Genomic DNA, 19282 nt, shown 5'->3' with positions numbered 1-19282 from the left:
CGCTAATCTTCGCGCAAAGTCGGCCCCCTGTCATGTGGGGCGTCTCGAACGACGCGACAGGGCGCTCTGAGTGTCAGCGGCTAGGCTGCAGCAATTGCAAAAATAACGTTTACGCTGGAGACTGGCCTAACAGCGAACTTGACGCACGTCCTTGCCGACCAGAACGAGGGCCGGAACCGGCGCAGATCGCTTAGGTCGGGGCGTGAGCGTTGGTTGCAAACGCGAAGCGGCCGATTTCATCAAGCGGAGTGCCAGCCTGAGCGGAGCGGTCAGACGCCATGACGTGCTTGTCTGGTAAGCGTTTATCGAAGCGGTAAGCCGCTGCACTTCCTGCCCGTTGATAACCGCGTTGCCGAGCTGTTCATACGCGTCGCGGACCGAATTCGACAAGTCGCCGAGTTCTGTAAGCTCAAAAAGCTGCTGAAGCTGAACGGGCAAATCCGAACCGACGCTCAATACCCCCAACCCGTGCGCGTGCTTGAATTCGAAGTGGGGGTAATCTGCGGCTAGCTCGTTCCAGAAACGGCTGACACCAAAGCTGGCCTCGTTGGTGTCGTGGAACAGGACGACCGCCCGCTTCGACAGTTTCGGCTTCCAGTTCTCAAAATCGCTGCGCACGTCTTCGTAGCGGTGACGACCGTCGATATGCAGAAGATCAATCGATCCATCCGCAAACTGCGGCTGCGCCGCATCGAAGGTTGAGCGGATCAGCCGCGACGTCGATGCGTAGGGCTGACGGTGAACCAGCAGATTGTCGTAGACAGACTCCTCGTAGAAGCCGGCATGCTCGTCACCTTTCCAAGTATCGATTCCAATGCACTGGCAATCGCTGCCCATCTTTTTTACGGCTTGGCAGAAAACCAAGAAGGAGAAGCCGCAATGCACGCCCAGTTCCACGATGTTGCGGGGCTTCAAGACGTTGACCAGCCAGTACGCAAAAGGCGCGTGGCCAACCCATGCGGATGGCACGCAGTGCTGCGGGGTCCAAAATGAGGACGCGCGCAAGAAGTCCTGCACCGCGATTTCGGGAAATTCACGAACTATCATGTTCATAGCCACGTTCTTCCTACCATCGATCGCGAAGCATCAGCTTCTTCCACTACGTCCCCCCAGCGAGATCAGGTGGTAAGGATCGCATTCAACCGTTAACGAGTGGTTAACCATAATCACATGCATCAGAGTCCCCGAACACGTGCGGTCGTTCAGTCTGATAATTTGAATAATTGTTTGAATTATGATGGTTATTTTCTGTATGAGTCTGGGAGGAGGGGCTGCCGCCAGTAAGGTATTCAGTGGTCCCCCGCTAAGGTTGCACCGAATTTTCTCCTCGATTAAGAAATTCGTCAGACGACAGCCGGTCGCGTTTTGACTTGCCGAGCCATCCTGAAAGCACGCAGCGTATGATCGAACCGGTCAAAATGCAGGACATGGTCGTAGGCGGCACAGGCATCGTTGGCGGATACATCGTCGAGCAACTTGTGAAAGCGGGCCGGCGACCGATCGTGTTGTCTCGTTCGCCACGTAGCGGCGTCGGCGTCGATTGGGTGCAAGGCGATCTTGCCGCCGCCGATGCGTTACAACTGCCGCCGGTTGAGACGCTTTACTGCACTGCAGAGATCGGCCTGCTGGCCGACGCGCTGCCCTGTATCTACCAGCCGTCGATGAAGCGCGTGGTAGCATTTACATCCACCAGCATCGTCACCAAGCTCGAATCGGAGATTGCTTCCGAGCGTGAACTCTTGCGCCGCCTCGCCGACGGCGAACGGCGCCTCATTGCCGCCTGCGAACAGCGTTGTATCAGCTGGACGATTCTGCGGCCAACGCTAATCTATGCTGAGGGCAGGGACGGCAACGTGTCACGGCTGGCGCGGCTGATCAGCAGGTTCGGCGTACTGCCGCTGATGGGTAGCGGCGTCGGCCTGCGCCAGCCGGTGCATGCGGAGGATCTAGCGATCGGCGCGATCCAGGCCGCGGCAAGTGGAGCGGCCGCCGACCGAACCTATTCGCTGCCCGGCGGCGAGACGCTGAGCTACCGCGAGATGGCGGGCCGGGTGTTCGATGCCCTTGGCCTACCGCGGCGGATCATCGCTGCGCCGCCCTGGATGTGGCGGATCGCCTTTGCCGCCGCCAAGCCGTTCTTCCCCCAAGCAAATGTGGCGATGGGCAACCGCATGGCCAAGGACATGGTGTTCGATGCCACGCCTGCGGCGGCAGATTTCGGCTGGGCGCCGCGCGTGTTTCGTCCTGATTTCCGGACCTCGAAAGCATCCGCCGTCAGCGGCTAATTTCCTGTCGCCGGAAAATGGTCTAGACACCGCCGATCGGTGGCCATTAGCAGCCGCAGCAGCCTTCATCATCAGCAGGACGGTCTCGCATTGCCTTCCCTTCCTCCCAAAATCATCATTCTGCTCGCCACCCGGAACGGCGCTGAATTCCTGCAATCGCAACTCGACTCGTTTCGCGTGCAGACCTACGCCCATTGGGAACTGCTGGTGTCCGATGATGGCTCGACCGACGCCACGATCGAGATCGTCAACCGCTTCGCCGGCAGCGTTCCGCAGCGCGTGGTGATCGTGCCCGGACCGCAAAAGGGCTTCTGGCAGAATTTCGTCGCGCTGGTGCGCAGCGAGTCGCTCGACGGTGACCTGTTCGCCTACAGCGATCAAGATGACATCTGGTTTCCCGAAAAGCTGGCAAAGGCCGTCGACTGGTTTGCGCAGCGCGTCGTGCCATCGCCGGCGCTGTATTTCTCGCGCACCGAACTGATGCATGGCGACAGCACGCCCGCGGGCTATGCGCCGTTGTTCGTGCGCCCGCCGAGCTTTCGGAATGCGCTGGTGCAGAACATCGGTGGCGGCAATACCATGGTATTCAACCGCAGCGCTCGGGAAGCGTTGCTCGCGACGCCGGTCGATGCCGAACTGGTATCCCACGATTGGTGGACCTACCAGGTGGTGACTGGCATCGGCGGCGAGGCTTTTTATGATCCGTGGCCAAGCTTGAAGTACCGGCAGCACCGCCAGAACATCGTGGGCGCCAATATTGGCTGGCGCGCCCGCATGGTGCGCCTGAAGGCATTCGCCAATGGCCGAGTAGTGTCGTGGAACGATCTCAACCTGAGCTTTCTCCATCGGATACGCGATGCGTTGACTCCGGAGAATGCGAGCGTGGTCGATCTCTACGCCAAGGCCCGTCGTGCAGCCTGGCCGATGCGGCTGTGGCTGATCTGGAAGTCCGGCGTATATCGCCAAAGCCTGGTGGAAAATATCGGGCTGTCGGTCGGCGCGCTGTTCGGCAAAATCTAGGCAGCTTTGCTTTCACCGCGCCAAATGGCGTGAGATCATGCTGACGTCATAGCTGCTGCGCTCGGAAATCAACTCCTGCCAGCGCGAGGTGCCCGGCACGCCGTTCGGGTTCGAGGTTAACAGGTCGCGCTTGATAAATGGGCAAGCGTAGTCAGTGATCAGCACATCCCAAAAAAACTGGGTTGGATTGACGACGCCGTCTTTCATGATCTGCGCCCGAAACCGCTCGAAGGCGGCGTGCCCGACGTCCGGAGTGGCCTGGTGTGCGAGCCGCGCTTGGGCGATCTCGGCGACAGCGCCGTAAGGCGCCAGCACGCCGACCTTCAACTGCGCGTCCTGCAGAACCTGCGTCAGTTTAACTTCGGCGTTTCGAATTACCCACATCCGATGATTGATATACAGCAGGCGACGCCAGAAATGCCTGAAGGCCGTCGATCGAAGCGCGTTCGGCATGAACACCATGAAGAACGTCTGGATATGGTAGCGGTTCTCGAAACTGTCGGCGATGCCCCAGAAATCTGTGGTTGCAATGTCGATTTTGGCCAGCGTGTCGCGCAGGTTCCAGAACGGGCCGTAAACGCTGTCGTTCATCAGGATCAAGCTATCGAGCCGGTCGAGATCGGGGATCGACGCAATGCCATCCCTATAGGCGCCGAAGTCGTAGCCGATATTGAAGCGCCAGATCAGCTCCTTGCAGAATGGTTGCACGCGCGCGCGGCTTTCGGCGGGCAGGTAGGGCGCGTTCGAGACGAAGGTTACCCGGTAGCCGGCGCCAACCAGTTCGCACAATTGATGTACGACGTAGTCGTGCACGATTCCGGCTTTGTCGAAATGTACGAAAACAGCTGCGTGGAGGGCGTCGCGTAGCGGGTCATCGCCTCCAATCCGTTCGCGGACGTAATTTCCGCGCCGGCCGAATTTCCCGAACAAGCCGATCGCCCAATCCTGGATCGGCAAATATAGCCGGCGCCCGGCGCGAACGACGTCCTTTAGACGATCCATCGCGCTGCTGTCTCCGGATTAAACCACGCCCGCTTGGGCAGAATAGGCGTCCAGCACGTCGTCGATCGGGCCGGATGCCCTGATCTGCCCCTGGTCCATCCAGATTCCCTGATTGCAGAATTTGCGACAGGTCTCGATGCTGTGGGAGGCCAGCACCATGATACTGGCCTTTTCAACGAAGGATTGTACGCGGTGCTGAGCCTTGCTCAGGAAGCTGGCATCGCCGGCCATGATCCATTCGTCCATCAACAGAATTTCAGGCGCGAAGCAGGTCGCTACTGCAAAGGTCAGCCGTGTCATCATGCCCGACGAATAGGTGCGCACGGGAACGTCGAGATAGTCGCCAAGCGCGGTGAACTCGGCGATATCCGCCATCCGCTCTTCGATTTCCTCGCGCGACAGGCCTAGAATCATGCCGCGCAGCCGGATGTTGTCGTAGCCGCTGATCTCGTTGTCGATGCCGAGGCTGATATCGAACATCGGCGAGATCCGGCCGCGGCTTTCCACCGTACCGGTGACGGGCTCATAGACGCCGGCCATCACGCGCAGCAGAGTTGTCTTGCCGGCGCCGTTGGAGCCTATCAGCGCGACCCGGTCGCCGGCGACGAACTGCAGTGAGACGTCGCGCAGGGCCTGCACGATGATGCGATGGCTGGCGTCCGCCGCCATATGGCCGCCGGAGCCGCGAAACAGCAGGCTCTTCTTTAGCGACCGCGAACCGCCGTGATAGATCGGAAAAGAAACGTTGACGTTGCGAAGCGTCAGTTCGGCATTCATGACGGGGACCGATTTAGGAGCGTTCATGATCAGACCCAATAGGCGATGCGGGCGCGGAAGCGCGCGAAAAATGCGCTCGCGATGGCCAGATTGATCAGAGTGATCAGAAGCACGGCAAGATAGTGTTTCGAAGTGGGCATCTGGCCCAGGAGCGGCGCACGGACTATCTCGATAAGATGATAAAATGGGTTTAGGTCGGCAAGATAGGCGCGGCTCTGCAGCAGTTCGGGCTTCCAGAAGATCGGCGTGACAAAGAACACGATCTGCACGACGGAAACGACGACTTGCGGGACATCGCGGAAACGGGCCGAGATGATGCCGATGTAGAGATTGGCCAGCGCGCCGTTGATCAGCACAAGTATTAGACCCGGAATGGCCAGTAGCATCACCGCGCCGGGCCAGAACTGGAAATAGAGCAACACGCCAAAATAGATCACGAAGTTGTGGGCGAAGATAACGAACTTGCTCCAGGTCGAGCGGTAGACGTAGACAGAATAGGGTAGCCGGATCTGCTTGATGTAGGATTCGGAGCCGGTAAACAGCGTGCCGCCGTCCGACAGAAACCCGGACAATAGATTCCAGACGAGCAGGCCTACACATAGGAACGGCAAGAACTCGCGGATCTCCATCTTGAACAGTTCAGCGTAAAGCACGCCGAGCGCAATCACCATTATCGCCATGCTCGCCGTCAACCAGAACGGCCCTAGGATCGAGCGCCGGTAACGCTGCAGAATATCGTTCCAGCCCAGCGTGACCCATAGCCGCCACAGGGACAGGCCCTCCATGGCGTCGGACCACGCGACCGCGGCAACGTTGCGCGGCTTGCGCGCGGCAGTCTGGTCGAAAAAATTGCTGTCGAGGCTGGTTTTCAACGGGAACTCGTTCTTATCGGGAGGCCGCCTTTGGGATGCCGCAACCACCTGCGGCGCCTCAACCGGCGTTTCATAAGGGCAAAGGAACATCCTATCCGGACGATGGTGTCAACGCTGGTTTACGTGGGTTCCACCCATGCAAACCGCGAGGGGCGCGCCGCGGCCACTGAACGCCGCCTGCCGAAGCCGATGACTTGGTCGCGGCCTTTCCCGATCGCAGGCTGTCGTTCAGCTAGTGTTTCCATGGCTTTTGGACGCGAGGCGGGTGTGCTAGCGCGGGTCTGACGGTCTGGAGGGATAGATTCGGGTTAAAGAAGCGGTCCGAAGCCAAACGTTGTCCCCACCGGGTGCGCATGAAATGTGCCTCGCGCTGAAAGCGCGCAAGTTTTTCTCCCTCCAGATCAGAGCCCCGAGATTTCGACTCGTGATGGTTAAGGACGGCGTACGGCGTCCAAATGATGCGATATCCAGCCTCCTGCACACGCAGGCAAAGATCGACATCGTTAAAGGCGACCCGCAAGTTGTGGGCATCCAGGCCACCCACTTCCTCGTATATCGATCTGCGCATCAGCAGGCAGGCGCCGGTCACGCAACTGACATCTTGCGCCAACGCAAGCCGCGCGAATCGGCCAGGCTCGTCGCCCGGAAATCCGACGCAGCGATGACCGGCAACGCCGCCGAGACCTATAATAACGCCGGCATGCTGCAACGACCCGTCCGGATAAAGCAGCTTCGGTCCGACGATTCCAACCTCTGGATCGGCAAAGTACCGCACCATTTCTTTGAGCCACCCTACGTCGAGCATGGAAATGTCGTTGTTGAGCAGCAGTACTAGCTCACCGGTCGAAATGGCGACGGCCTTATTGTTGATTTCAGAATAGTTGAAGGCGCCTTTGCATTCGATGATTTGGACGCCTTGCTCCTTGAGCTTCGCCAGATAAGTCAGGGTTTCTGGAAGCGTGCTTTCGTTGTCGGCAATCACGATTTCCAGGCTTGGATAGTCAGTTTTCGTCCGTAGCCCATCGACGGCAATCTCCAGAACGTCGAGATGATCCCGCGTGGGAATGACAACGGATATTTTAGGCCAAGACTCCGGGTCGGGGCGGACCACTCGGTGAAACGAACCGCGGACGTCCTTGACCATAACCGAGACCCCGCGATCAGTAAAATGCTCGACGAGCGCCTGCCGCGCGGCGTCCGTTGCTTTTCCCAGATTTTGCGAAGACATCGTCCCCGCACCTTTGAAAATACGCCAGTGATAAAGAACGTGGGGGATATGAATGATCGGCGACGTCGTGGACGAGATCACCCGTAAAGCCAGGTCGTAGTCTTGGCTGCCTTCGAAGCCGAGGCGGAAGCCGCCGGCCTTCTCGATTGCCGATCGCTTATAGACGGTCAGATGATTCAGGTAATTCTGGCCATAAAACAGTTCCGGGCTCCAATCGGGTTTGAAATGCGGATCGCTTCGCTTTCCGGCGGCGCTAAGCTTGTCTTCGTCAGAGTAGAAAACATCGGATTTCGGATGGTGTTGAACGGCTTCCGCAATCATATAGAGTGCATGCTCGGACAATAAGTCGTCGTGATCCAGCAGGGCAACATAGTCGCCGGTTGCAAGCGCGAGCGCGGAGTTGCTGGCTGCGGATATGTGACCATTGCTTTCTCGATAGACACATTTGATGCGGCTGTCTTTCTGCATGTACTCGTCAAGCAGTTTCCGGACATGAGGCGCTTTAGACGCGTCGTCTGCAATGCAGAGCTCCCAATTCGGATAGATCTGTTGAACGACGCTTTCGATTGCCTCGCGGAGAATGGCGGCGGGCGTGTCATACACCGGCATTACCACTGATATCTTCGGAAGCGCTTCGAACCGGTCGATCTTGGTCCGAATTAAGGCGCGGTCGGCGTCGGACAGGGTATCGAAGTCCCGCACCCAATCAGGGTACTCTCCTGGTATAAGGTCGAGGCGAAGCTCTGGTATCGGCAAAAAGGAGGCCATTCGGGATCGTTGAACGTATCGCGATGCGCGGAGAACCACCCTGAGCGCGCCTTTGATGCGCAGCCTGACTCCGACGGGGAGTGTCGCGAACAGAGCTCTTATCAGATAGGTGAGGCGCCACGTAGTGGACCGCCGGATCTCGTCCAGTTCGCCGCTCAGCGCAGCGATTTTTGCGTGCGCATCTGCGAGCTCGCGCTTCAGCTGATCGTTGCTATTGAGCCCGTTGTCTTGGGTTTCGATGGGGTCGACAGTCTCGTTTTCGCGCTGGTTGGTGCCCTCGACGGGCTGCCGTATCCCGTATGGACGCGTCGCGGTCGTTTTTGCTGCTTCTACGGTCATTTTAGCTTATTGCTCTTCAAAAAACGGCGGCTGGATCCGGCAAGGCCAAACTATAGATGATGTTTAAGTTACAAAAGTTTAAAATGCTAAGGGCAGGCGAACATAAATTGATCTATCGGTCAATGGGTTACACTGTATAGATTGTCCGAGTAACTGGTTTTGCAACGGATCGCGAAGACCAGGGTCAGAGGGAGGCAAGTTGCGCGCTAGGCGTTTTGACCGTACATCCGGACGCCGAGCTTTTGAGCCTTGTCAATTTTACATTGGCTACTCGATCGCTTTTGGAGTTGCTAAGCCACTGTCGAGTCATGCGCCCGTGAAAAATCTGCTGGTTCCCGAATTGAGTTCGACAGCGAGAGACGCAGCAATTCTGCCGCTGGTTGTCGATCTCGACGGCACGTTTCTCAAGGTCGACAGCCTTTTTGAGACCTTTGCCTGCGGGCTGTTTGCCAATCCACTTCGGAGCTTGCTGGCCCTGGTCGAACTCCGAAACGGCATTGCCGCGTTTAAACAGCGGTTGACGCGCGTGGCTCAGCCGGATGTCGACAGTTTCCCTGTCCGCGAAGACCTCCTGGCCTATCTCGAGCAGGAAGCGCGTACGGGGCGCGAGGTCCATCTCGCCACCGCGGCCGACTTGGTCATTGCTCTTCGGGTTGCCGAGCGTTTTCCGATCTTCAAGAGCGTCAACGGCACGTCGGGCGACCTTAATCTGAAGGGGCAAAACAAGGCCGACCGGCTGCTGCAGCAGTTTCCCGGCGGCTTTGTCTATGCCGGTGACAGCCGTGCCGACCTACCGGTCTGGCGCAGCGCAAAAGCGGCCGTCGTGGTGTCGTCGGGCCGGTCGCAGGTTGGTGCCGTAGAGGCCGAAGGTATCAAAGTCGAGCGGTCGTTCAGCGACACGCCGCATTACCGCGCTGCCTGGCTGAAGGCCTTTCGGCCGCACCAATGGGCCAAAAACCTGATCGTGCTGGTGCCGGTCGCGCTGGGATGGCGCGACGTCACGCTCGAGGGGTTGCTCCGTACCCTCGTGATGGTTGGGCTGCTGTGCCTGGTTGCCTCGCTTACCTATCTCGTCAACGACATTGCCGATCTCTCGTCAGACCGCAAACATTGGTCGAAGCGCCGCCGCGGCTTCGCCTCCGGGGCAATTCCGGTCCGTGATGGCCTGCTGGCTGTCGGCGCCATCCTGCCGGTGGCGTGCATCGCCGCGCTGCTGGTCTCGCCGCCCGCCGGGCTGTGCCTGCTATTATACGTCGCCACGACGCTCGGCTATTCGTTCGGCTGGAAACGAATTCCGCTGTTCGATACCTTTATCATTGGCCTTTTATTCACCATCCGTATCCTGATCGGCATTGCCGCCGCAGATCTGGTGCCGTCGGCATGGCTGCTGACCTTTTCGATGTTCTTCTTCTTTTCGCTGGCGCTGGCTAAGCGCCATACCGAGATCCTGCGCGCCGCCGAACATGGCCTGCAGAAGCTGGAGGGGCGGGGATACCAGGCCGGCGACGAGAGCCTGACGCTCGCCTTCGGCAGCGCGGCTTCGATGGCGTCCATCATCATCGTGGTGCTGTACCTCGTCGAGGAGATTTTTGCCCGCCAGATCTACCACACGCCGGCCTGGCTTTGGGTGGCGCCGATCGCCATCTTCCTGTTCAGTTGCCGCATCTGGGTGCTATCGCACCGCGGCCGGATGACCGACGATCCAGTGGCTTTCGCGCTGCGCGACAATGTAAGCCTTGGCCTCGGCGTTCTGGTCGCCGCCGCCATCCTGTTGGCGTTATGAACGGTTTCGCCCCACGCGACGATATCATGCCGTGGAGCCGGACTCCGCGCACCCGGATGGAGGTGGCGCGCCCGGCGTTTCCGGACGAACTTGCCCCGTTGGCCATGCAGGGCGCCGATCTGCCGCGTGGGCTGCTGGCCGGCGGCCTGCAGCGTTCGTATGGCGACAGTTGCATCAACGACGGCGGCGCCCTGATCGAGATGACCGGCCTTGACCGCTTCATCTGTTTCGATCGGACCAGCGGGCTGCTGGAAGCTGAGGCCGGCGTCAGCCTGGCGGCGATCCTGAAGCTGGTGATTCCTGCCGGCTTCTTCCTGCCGGTTACGCCGGGGACCAAATTTGTCACCCTTGGCGGCGCCATCGCCAATGACGTGCACGGCAAGAACCACCATCGCGCCGGCACGTTTGGGCGTTGGATCCGCAGCCTCAGCCTGCTGCGCAGCGATGGCAGGGAGCATACTGTCAGCGACGACGACGCCTCCGGCTTGTTCGCGGCCACGATAGGCGGTCTCGGACTCACCGGAATCATCACCCGCGCCACTTTGCAATTGATGCCGATCGCAAGTTCGAACATGGCTGTGGAGACGATTCCGTTCGGCAACCTCGCCGAATTCTTCGCGCTGTCGGCGGTGAGCGACGCCAGCCACGATTACACGGTGGCGTGGATCGACTGCCTGGCCAAGGGCGACCTGCTCGGCCGCGGCATTTTCACCCGGGCGCGCCATGCCAGCGACGGCGTGTTGCGCGTCAAGCCGCCGGGCGGCCCGTCCATACCGATCGACGCCCCGGGCTTTTTGCTCAATCGGTTTTCGATTGCTGCATTTAACGAGGTCTATTTCCGCCTCGCCGGCCGGGCTCGGCAGTCTACCATGTCGTACGATCCGTTCTTTTATCCGCTTGACGCCATCGGCAACTGGAACAGGATGTACGGGCCCCGCGGCTTCTATCAGTATCAAAGTGTGGTCCCGCCAGAAGTGGCGGCAGAGGTCACGGCTGAGATGCTGCGGGCGATTTCCGACGCCAGACAGGGCTCGTTCCTCGCGGTACTGAAGACCTTCGGCGACATGACGTCGCCCGGTCTGCTGTCGTTTCCCCGGAGGGGCACCACGCTGGCGCTGGATTTCGCGAATCGGGGCGGGCCGACCCTGTGGCTGCTTGACAGACTCGACGCGATTGTCCGAGAAGCCGGTGGCCGACTTTACCCGGCCAAGGACGGCCGTTTGCCGCCAGCTATGTTCAGGGCTGGCCATCCCGCGCTGGATCAGTTCACAACGCACTTGGACCCTGGAATGTCGTCGACATTCTGGCGGCGGATGACCCCATGATAACATCACCCAATCCGCTCCGTGTACTGATCCTGGGCGCCGGTTCCGGGATCGCCCAGGCGACCGCCAGGCTGTATGCCGCCGAGGGCGCCACGGTCGGACTTGCAGGCCGTAACGTCGAGCGGCTGGCCGTCATCGCTGCCGACCTGAAGGCGCGCGGCGCTGCCGCGACCGAGAGTTTCGATGTCGATTTTACCGCCACCGATGCGGCCGCCACGCTGGCCGGCATGGTCGCGAAACTGGGCGGGCTGGATCACGTCATTCTCGCCTATGGCGTGCTCGGAGATCAGGCGCTTGCAGACCGCGATGAGGCCGCCGCGATGGCCATCATCGACGTTAATTTCCGCTCCGCCGCCGCTTGGACGCTGGCCGTTGCCAACCTGCTGGAACGCCAGGGAAAAGGATCGCTGGTCGTGCTGGGCTCGGTGGCCGGAGACCGCGGTCGACGCTCCAATTACGTCTACGGCGCCGCCAAGGCTGGCCTTGCCGTGCTGGTGCAGGGCATCAGCCATCGCTTCCGCGGCGTCGGTCCTCGCGCCGTTATCGTCAAGCCCGGGCCGACCGACACCGCCATGACCGCCGGCATGGCCAAGGGCGGCCCGATGTGGGTGACGCCCGAGGCGGTCGCGGCGGTCGTGCGCAAGGCCGCCGACAGCGGCGGCCCGGTGGTCTATGCGCCCGGCCGCTGGTGGCTGATCATGGCGATCATCCGTAATATTCCGGCCAGCATCTTCAACAAGATGAATTTCTAGGGCCATGCGAAAAATCATCATCACAGGCGCGGCGGGCCTGGTCGGCCAGAATCTGGTAGCTCGGCTCAAGGCGCGGGCGGATTTCGAGCTGGTGGGCATCGACAAACACACCGCCAACGTCGCGCTGTTCCGCGAAGCGCATCCCGAAGTGACGATGATCGAGGCAGATCTCGCCGTGCCCGGCGTGTGGGCGGAGTGCTTTGCTGGCGCTGATACGGTGGTGGTCAACCAGGCGCAGATCGGCGGATTGTTCATCGAGGAGTTCGTCGCCAACAACGTTACCGCCACCGAGCACATTCTGGCGGCCGCGCACGCTCACGCGGTGCCCTACGTGGTCGGGATCTCTTCCTCGGTAGTAAATTCCTCGGCCGATGATTTCTACACCCGCACCAAGACCGCGCAGGAAAAGCTGTTCGACGCCTGCAACATCCCGCACGTGACGCTGCGGCCGACGCTGATGTTCGGCTGGTTCGACCGCAAGCATCTCGGCTGGTTGCGCCGCTTTATGGACAAGGCTCCGGTGTTTCCCATCCCAGCCGACGGCAATTTCATGCGCCAGCCGCTCTATGTCGGCGATCTCGTCTCGATCATCGTGGCGTCCATCGAGCAGCGCAAAATCGGCACGTTCGACATTTCCGGGCTCGAGAAGATCTCCTATGGCGGCCTGATCGGCATGATCCATGACATCGTCAAGCCGCGGGCTCGCATCATCCATATTCCGTATGCGCTGTTCTGGGCACTGCTGTGGGTGTACGCGCTGGTCGACAAGCAGCCGCCGTTCACCACCGGGCAGCTCGAAGCGCTGGTGATTCCGGAGGTGTTTCCGGTGATCGACTGGCCCGGCGAATTCGGCGTCGCCTCGACGCCGCTGCGCCAGTCGCTGAGCGAAACTTACCTGCACCCCGACCATTCCAAGATCATTCTGTCCTTCTAGGAGTTTGCCATGAGCCGCATCGTTGTGTTGGGAGCAGGCCCCATGGGCCTCGCCGCCGCGCAGCGCGCGGTCACCTTGGGCCACGAGGTCGATCTGATAGAGGCGGACAGCAAGGCCGGCGGCATGGCTGCGCATTTCGATTTTTCCGGCGTCTCGATCGAGCGCTTCTATCACTTCGTGTGCAAGTCCGACGCGCCGACCTTTGAGCTGATGGCCGAACTCGGCATCGGCGACCGGATGCGCTGGGTCGATACGTCGATGGCGTATTACACCCACGGCAAGGTGCATAAATGGGGCGATCCCATATCGCTGCTGACATATCCGCATCTGACCCTGATGGAGAAGATCCGGACCGGGCTGCAGATGTTCCTGACCACGAAGTCGAGGAACTTCGACCGCATCGAGCATCTGACCTCGCGAAAATGGATCGAGGGCGGTTCCGGCGTGTCGGTCTACAACAAATTGTGGAAGCGGTTGCAGGAGCTGAAGTTCTACGAATATGCCGACGAGGTCGCGGCGTCGTGGATTGCGACCCGCATCAAGCGCATCGGTAACTCGCGAAAGTCGATCTTTCAGGAGCAGCTCGGCTATATCGACGGCGGCTCGGAGACCCTGGTAGAAGCCATCGTCGATGACATCCGCCGCCAGGGCGGGCGCATCCATCTGGGCACACCGGCCGAACAGGTGATCGTGCGGGATGGCCGCGTGACTGCGGTACGTGCCGGCGGCCGCGAGTTCGCGGCCGATGTGGTGATCTCCACCGTGCCGGTGCCGCTGGTCAATCGGCTGATGCCGGACCTGCCGCAGGACTGGCAGGACAAGTATGCCGCTATCAAGAACATCGGCGTCGTCTGCCTGCTGTTCAAGCTGCGCAAATCCGTGACGCCGCATTTCTGGCTGAACATCGTCGCCGACGATATCGAGATCCCCGGCCTGATCGAATTCTCCAATTTGCGCAAGGTCGGCGATACCATCGTCTACGTGCCGTATTACATGCCGGTGACCCAGCCGAAGTGGCAATGGTCCGACCAGCAGTTCATCGACGAGGCGTTCGGCTACATCAGGCGCGTCAATCCGGCGATCGCCGATGCCGACCTGCTCGATGCCAAGGTGGGCCGTCTGAAACACGCCCAGCCGATCTGCGAGCCGCATTTCGCCGACAAGCTGCCGCCGGTGCAGACGCCGATTGCCGGGCTGCAAATTGCCGATACGTGCTATTACTATCCGGAAGATCGCGGCGTCGCGGAAAGTATCCGGCTCGGGCGGCGGATGGCGGAGCAGGCCGGCGGCGCCGCAACGGCACCGCAGGGCTCCCGCTCGTGAGCCGTGAATTCATTCGCTTCGCGCTGGCAGGTGGCGCTGCGGCAGCCGCTAACATCCTCTCTCGATGGCTGCTATCCTTCTTCATCCGCTTCGAGATCGCCGTTGTCTTCGCCTATCTCATCGGCATGGCCGTCGCGTTCGTCCTGACGCGTCACTTCGTTTTTGCGCGGTCGGATCGTCAGGTTCACAGCGAGGCAATGCGCTTCGTGCTGGTCAATCTCGTCGCTCTTGTGCAGGTGTGGATCGTCAGCGTCGGGCTGGCCGAATGGGTGTTGCCATGGCTCGGTATTGTCTGGCAAAAAGACCTCATCGCTCACGTAGTCGGCGTCATCAGCCCAATCGCAACGAGCTATTTGGGGCATAAGAAATTCACATTTGGGTAGGTCTGCCGAATAGTGATTTTCAGGCTAGGTGCATGGAGCAGGCGGCTCGTGCCGGAGACAACATGAGTATCGATGTCGTTGAAGTGAAGCCATCATTGCAGACCGAGCGCCTTTGGAGGTGGCTGGCGATCGGGTCGCTCGGGCTGATTGTATTCGGCGCTAAGATATTGTTCATCCGTTACTTCGGCTCGGCTGTTCCTTACTGGGACCAGTGGGATGCAGAAGCTGACATTCTCTACAAGGCCTATCTCAATTCGAATTTGTCCTGGTCGGCGTTATTTGCCCCCCATAACGAACATCGCATTTTGCTGACGCGCTTGCTGTCCCTGCTGTTGTTCGAACTGGACGGCGGCTGGGATCCGATCCTGCAGATGATGGTCAACGCGGGCCTGCATGTGGTGGCCATCGTTCTCATCGTGCTGGCGCTGCAGCGCATTCTTGGCCCGGGCCAGCTGGTCTCACTGGTTGCGTTCAGCGCGGTACTGTTTCTCTTGCCAATCGGCTGGGAGAATCTGCTGGCGGGCTTCCAGAGTCAGTTCTATCTGCTGTTGATCTTCACCATCCTGGCACTATCCGGCCTTGCTGTTGCACCCGCATTCGGCGCCCGATGGTGGATCAGCGTTGCCTACGCCATCGCGGCTTTCTTCTCGATGGCGTCCGGTGCGCTGATCGGGGCCGCGGCGCTTGGCATCGTTGTGCTCCAGATGCTGCTGCGGGTACGCCTCGGGCGGAAGGAATATGCTGGCGCGGCTGTCTTACTGGTCATGTCTATGGTAATGATAGCGTTCGTTCCTAAGGTCGCCGGTCATGACGGTCTGAAGGCTCACAGCATAGGCGAACTTATCCGCGCGCTGCTCGCCTGCCTGGACTATCCACGATCTGGGTCCTTTGCAGGCATTCTGACGAACCTGCCGCTGTTGGCCTATGCCTATTACGTTCTGAAGACCCGACCGCCTCGTACATCTCCACACTGGATTGTCCTGAGCATCATCGTCTGGTGGTTCGGGCAAATATTGTCGCTGTCCTATGGACGCGCCGTGGCTCCGACTTCGTCGCGTTACCTAGACATCGTTATCGTGGCGCTGCCAGTAAATTTCGCTATCATTCTCTTTGCCGCGCGCACTGTTTCCGTCGACCGACAGCACGGTCTGTTCGTCGCGACGGCTGCCTGGCTTGTACTGATCTTGCCTGGGCTTGTTTTGAATAGCGCGAGTTCGGGATTCCCCAGCGTCTTTGAAAAGGCCGCACAGAGTTCGGAGCAACAGGCGAGTGTGGTCGAATACATCCGTACTGGAAGTATGGCAGTCCTGCAGAACAAGCCGTTTCTCGCTATCCCCTACCCCAGTCCCGATCGGCTTGCCTCGCTACTGTCGGATCCAACCATTCGAATGGCGCTTCCACGGTTAATTCGGCCTACTGATGTCAGCGACAGCGCCATGCTCGACCGGACGTTGTTAAAGGGTCGATTTCGCGCATGGATTGAGCGAGTAAAAGCGGTCGTGCTTAGCCTCGCATCCTTAATGCTTGGGCTCGGCCTAGCCCTGGCTTTTATGGCGACTTTTCAGAAATCGCACTGTAGGACATAAACAGAGTCGTCGCGGCTGCGTCTGTAGACAAACCTGCATGTACTAAGAATACGACCTATTTGCGGTGAGGTCAGGCGTGAGTCTCGCAAGGGAAAATTCCCGCCGGGGGCAAGCGCCACATAGACGGCAGCCGATCTATAAATGACAACGGACCGTGGATGCGGCCTTAGCCTAACGCGACGCACAGATTGCAATGGCCGGTCCATTTCGATGATCCGCATCGTCGAAGCCGATCTCTACCGAAAAACCGCGGTTCTTGAAAAAACCGACTAGAGAGTCACGTGTTAGCCATGTTGCTGTTTGGTCCATCCCGCCGGAAAAGCCGCTCCACTTAATGGCTCGTGAGGCATATGCCTTGCTTACGGCAGTGTATGGCGATCCGTGATGCTCGATTTGTTGGGGGCTTCCAAAAAGATTTTTGTCCCTACGACGGTTGATCGCGTCGCCATCGTAGTAATGCGTCCAGACAAAAACGCGATCTGCAGCGACTGTCATATTTTCGAGCAGGTCGAGAGGATTGGAAAGATGATAAAGCACGCCGCTGGCGACAATAATGTCGAAGCGTTGTGAAGAAGATTCAAAGAACCGCATGAAGTCGCCAAGCAGTATCTGCGCATCGCGCATTCCGTAGAGTTCCTTGACGCACAAGCATTTCAGAAATGCACGCTGATTTCCTTCGACGGCGGTTATCGAAGCGGCTCCGAAGTCTGTCATCATTTTTGTATGCGCCCCCTCAAGAGGGCCAAGCTCAAGGACCGACTTCCCCTTTATCTCAAAGAGTTTGTCCATCCATGTGATACGGTCGTCGTGAAAAAGATCGGCGTGTCCCGGCATGACGGAAAGTCCGGGTAGTGTTGATGACCATTCACCCGTGAATATGTCAGCCACGTTCTGTGCCGATGGAGCGCCTGAGGCAAATTGGCCACTGGGCTTTTTGGCCCTGGAGAGCCGCAGAAAAGGTTCAGCAAAGCTTCGGGCTTTCGCCGCGATCCGGTTATGCATTCGTTCTTTCCTTCGGACAAATTGTCCCCCACTGCGCCTTTTGCACAAACAGTGGCAGATTGACTGGGCCGGTTAGAACGTGTTCATCGGGTCGGCAAAAGTGCAAGGCACAAATTTGCCATCACCGCGGCTACGATTGGTACGAATCATCAAATTGACGAACCGCGACAAAGGCTTGTAAGGCTCTCCCGCGTCCGGTGTCTGATCCTGCCGGACCTTCGCAGCGACGATCACGCCGGAACCCGGCAGATCGACCGACCGGCTCAGGAACTGACGAACATGCACATCGAACGCCTGGAAATACCCGACATCTGGCTTGCCACGCCAAAGAAGCATGGCGACGCCCGCGGGTTCTTTTCCGAGACCTTTCGCGCCGACGTGTTCGCCGGCCAAGGCCTGACAGTACCTTTCGTGCAGGACAACCACGTCCGCTCGACGCAGAAAGGTGTGCTGCGCGGGCTGCATTTCCAGACCTCTCCCCATGCCCAGGGCAAGCTGGTGCGCTGTACGCGCGGTTCCATCCTCGACGCCGCGGTGGATATCCGCACGGGGTCGCCGAGCTATGGCCGCCATGTGACGGCAGAACTGTCGGCGGACAACTGGCACCAGCTCTGGGTGCCGCCGGGCTTTGCGCATGGCTATCTGACGCTGGAGGATGACTGCGAAGTCATCTACAAGGTCACTGACTATTATGCGCCGGAATGTGACCGCGGCATCGCTTGGGACGACCCCGCGCTGGGCATCGATTGGCGGATTTCGGCCGCCGAAGTCATTCTGTCGGACAAGGACCGGAAACAGCCGAAGCTGGCGGATGCGCCACCGGCTTTCAAATATATGGGTGAGGAGTAGCGGATGCGGGTTCTTGTAACTGGCGGCGCCGGTTTTATCGGTTCGGCCGTCTGCCGTCATTTCATCGCCGACCTCGGCTACGACGTGGTCGTGCTCGACAAGATGACCTATGCCGGCAATCTGGCGTCGCTGGCTCCGGTGGCCTCCAGCCCGCACTACGTGTTCGAAAAGCACGACATCTGCGACGCCGCCGCGGTTAACGCCATCTTCGCGAAGTACCAGCCCGACGCGGTGGTGCACCTCGCCGCCGAAAGCCACGTCGACCGCTCGATTTCCGGCTCCGATGTGTTCGTGCAGACCAATGTGATGGGCACGTTCACGCTGTTGGAAGCGGCGCGCAGCTATCTCAAGACGCGCACCGCCAGCGCCGTTGATTTCCGCTTTATCCACGTTTCCACCGACGAGGTCTACGGCTCACTCGGCCCCGACGGGCTGTTCACCGAGACCACGCCGTACGATCCCTCGTCGCCCTATTCGGCGACCAAGGCGGCATCCGATCATCTCGCCAAGGCTTGGCACCGTACCTATGGCATGCCGGTCATCGTATCGAACTGCTCGAACAATTACGGGCCGTATCATTTCCCGGAAAAGCTGATCCCGCTCGTCATTCTGAACGCACTGGATCGCAAGACGCTGCCGGTCTATGGCGACGGCTCCAACGTCCGCGACTGGCTCTACGTCGAGGACCACGCCCGCGCGCTTGGCGTGATTCTGGCGAAGGGCGTCCCCGGCGAGACCTACAACATCGGCGGCCGCAACGAACGCCGGAACCTGGATGTGGTCGAGCAGATCTGCACCTGGATGGACGAGCTGCGTCCGGCCAACTCCTCGCATCACGACCTGATCTCCTTCGTCACCGACCGGCCGGGCCACGACCAGCGCTACGCCATCGACGCCACCAAGCTGGAAAATGAACTCGGCTGGCGCGCACAGGAAACATTCGAGACCGGCATCGAGAAGACGGTGCGCTGGTATCTTGACAACACCCACTGGTGGGAGCCGCTGCGCCAGAAGGTCTATGGCGGCGAGCGCCTTGGCCTGGTCAAGGCATGAG

Annotated in this window: 18 protein-coding genes; 11 read left to right on the top strand and 7 right to left on the bottom strand. The window is 59.7% G+C overall.

The annotated features are described in order from the left end of the window. Positions 1–126 precede the first annotated feature (126 nt). Positions 127–1053, bottom strand: coding sequence for a class I SAM-dependent methyltransferase (locus FNL56_RS20245; protein ID WP_143579172.1), 927 nt, complete (start codon positions 1051–1053; stop codon positions 127–129). A gap of 347 nt (positions 1054–1400) precedes the next feature. Here FNL56_RS20245 and FNL56_RS20240 point away from each other — a divergent pair, with 347 nt between their 5' ends. Then, positions 1401–2285: an NAD-dependent epimerase/dehydratase family protein gene (locus FNL56_RS20240; RefSeq protein ID WP_246661466.1), complete on the top strand. Its 885-nt coding sequence runs from the start codon at positions 1401–1403 to the stop codon at positions 2283–2285. 90 nt (positions 2286–2375) lie between these two features. Beyond that, positions 2376–3305 carry a glycosyltransferase family 2 protein gene (locus FNL56_RS20235; protein WP_143582306.1) on the top strand — a complete coding sequence of 310 codons (930 nt, stop codon included), beginning with the start codon at positions 2376–2378 and terminating at the stop codon, positions 3303–3305. 12 nt (positions 3306–3317) lie between these two features. Here FNL56_RS20235 and FNL56_RS20230 read toward each other — a convergent pair whose 3' ends face one another. The 4 genes from FNL56_RS20230 to FNL56_RS20215 all read right to left on the bottom strand — a co-directional run bounded on the left by FNL56_RS20230 (position 3318) and on the right by FNL56_RS20215 (position 8291). After that, positions 3318–4235: a rhamnan synthesis F family protein gene (locus FNL56_RS20230; RefSeq protein WP_168204683.1), complete on the bottom strand. Its 918-nt coding sequence runs from the start codon at positions 4233–4235 to the stop codon at positions 3318–3320. A 90-nt stretch (positions 4236–4325) separates the two neighbouring features. Next, positions 4326–5111, bottom strand: a complete 786-nt coding sequence (locus tag FNL56_RS20225; RefSeq protein ID WP_168204682.1) for an ABC transporter ATP-binding protein — start codon at positions 5109–5111, stop codon at positions 4326–4328. Between the two features lie 2 nt (positions 5112–5113). Then, entirely contained in the window at positions 5114–5869 is a 756-nt protein-coding gene (locus tag FNL56_RS20220) for an ABC transporter permease (RefSeq protein ID WP_143582566.1), read from the bottom strand. A gap of 319 nt (positions 5870–6188) precedes the next feature. Further along, the gene (locus tag FNL56_RS20215; protein ID WP_143582304.1) at positions 6189–8291 is read right to left on the bottom strand and encodes a glycosyltransferase family 2 protein; all 2103 of its coding nucleotides are present in this window, start codon (positions 8289–8291) and stop codon (positions 6189–6191) included. 316 nt (positions 8292–8607) lie between these two features. On the opposite strand from FNL56_RS20215, the gene FNL56_RS20210 reads away from it, so the two are divergent. The 7 genes from FNL56_RS20210 to FNL56_RS20180 all read left to right on the top strand — a co-directional run bounded on the left by FNL56_RS20210 (position 8608) and on the right by FNL56_RS20180 (position 16377). Beyond that, complete coding sequence (locus tag FNL56_RS20210) at positions 8608–10074, top strand: UbiA family prenyltransferase (RefSeq protein WP_210245415.1); 1467 nt, start codon at positions 8608–8610, stop codon at positions 10072–10074. Further along, positions 10071–11399, top strand: coding sequence for an FAD-binding oxidoreductase (locus FNL56_RS20205; protein WP_143582302.1), 1329 nt, complete (start codon positions 10071–10073; stop codon positions 11397–11399). Before FNL56_RS20210 ends, FNL56_RS20205 begins: the two co-directional genes overlap by 4 nt. Continuing rightward, on the top strand, positions 11396–12151 hold the full coding sequence (locus FNL56_RS20200; protein WP_143582301.1) for an SDR family NAD(P)-dependent oxidoreductase: 756 nt from the start codon (positions 11396–11398) through the stop codon (positions 12149–12151). Before FNL56_RS20205 ends, FNL56_RS20200 begins: the two co-directional genes overlap by 4 nt. Positions 12152–12155: 4 nt before the next feature. Next, positions 12156–13085, top strand: a complete 930-nt coding sequence (locus FNL56_RS20195) for an NAD-dependent epimerase/dehydratase family protein (protein WP_143582300.1) — start codon at positions 12156–12158, stop codon at positions 13083–13085. Between the two features lie 9 nt (positions 13086–13094). Next, a complete protein-coding gene (locus tag FNL56_RS20190; protein ID WP_143582299.1) occupies positions 13095–14408 on the top strand; it encodes an NAD(P)/FAD-dependent oxidoreductase in 1314 nt (437 codons plus the stop codon). Further along, positions 14405–14791 carry a GtrA family protein gene (locus FNL56_RS20185; RefSeq protein WP_143582298.1) on the top strand — a complete coding sequence of 129 codons (387 nt, stop codon included), beginning with the start codon at positions 14405–14407 and terminating at the stop codon, positions 14789–14791. The genes FNL56_RS20190 and FNL56_RS20185 overlap by 4 nt, the downstream gene beginning before the upstream one ends. Positions 14792–14853: 62 nt before the next feature. Further along, entirely contained in the window at positions 14854–16377 is a 1524-nt protein-coding gene (locus FNL56_RS20180) for a hypothetical protein (protein WP_143582297.1), read from the top strand. Between the two features lie 171 nt (positions 16378–16548). Here FNL56_RS20180 and FNL56_RS20175 read toward each other — a convergent pair whose 3' ends face one another. Both FNL56_RS20175 and FNL56_RS20170 read right to left on the bottom strand, forming a co-directional pair. Then, complete coding sequence (locus FNL56_RS20175; protein WP_143582296.1) at positions 16549–17379, bottom strand: class I SAM-dependent methyltransferase; 831 nt, start codon at positions 17377–17379, stop codon at positions 16549–16551. Positions 17380–17451: 72 nt separating this feature from the next. After that, entirely contained in the window at positions 17452–17664 is a 213-nt protein-coding gene (locus FNL56_RS20170; protein ID WP_143582295.1) for a hypothetical protein, read from the bottom strand. Between FNL56_RS20170 and rfbC the strand changes: the two genes are divergently transcribed. Both rfbC and rfbB read left to right on the top strand, forming a co-directional pair. Then, entirely contained in the window at positions 17659–18228 is a 570-nt protein-coding gene (gene rfbC, locus FNL56_RS20165) for a dTDP-4-dehydrorhamnose 3,5-epimerase (protein WP_143582294.1), read from the top strand. The genes FNL56_RS20170 and rfbC overlap by 6 nt on opposite strands. Before the next feature lie 3 nt (positions 18229–18231). Beyond that, on the top strand, positions 18232–19281 hold the full coding sequence (gene rfbB / locus FNL56_RS20160; RefSeq protein ID WP_143582293.1) for a dTDP-glucose 4,6-dehydratase: 1050 nt from the start codon (positions 18232–18234) through the stop codon (positions 19279–19281). Position 19282 lies beyond the last annotated feature (1 nt).

The organism is Tardiphaga sp. vice304 (genome assembly GCF_007018905.1).
Lineage (GTDB): Bacteria > Pseudomonadota > Alphaproteobacteria > Rhizobiales > Xanthobacteraceae > Tardiphaga.
Note: the sequence above shows the minus strand (reverse complement) of the source record. Positions and strands in the feature narration are given on the sequence as shown.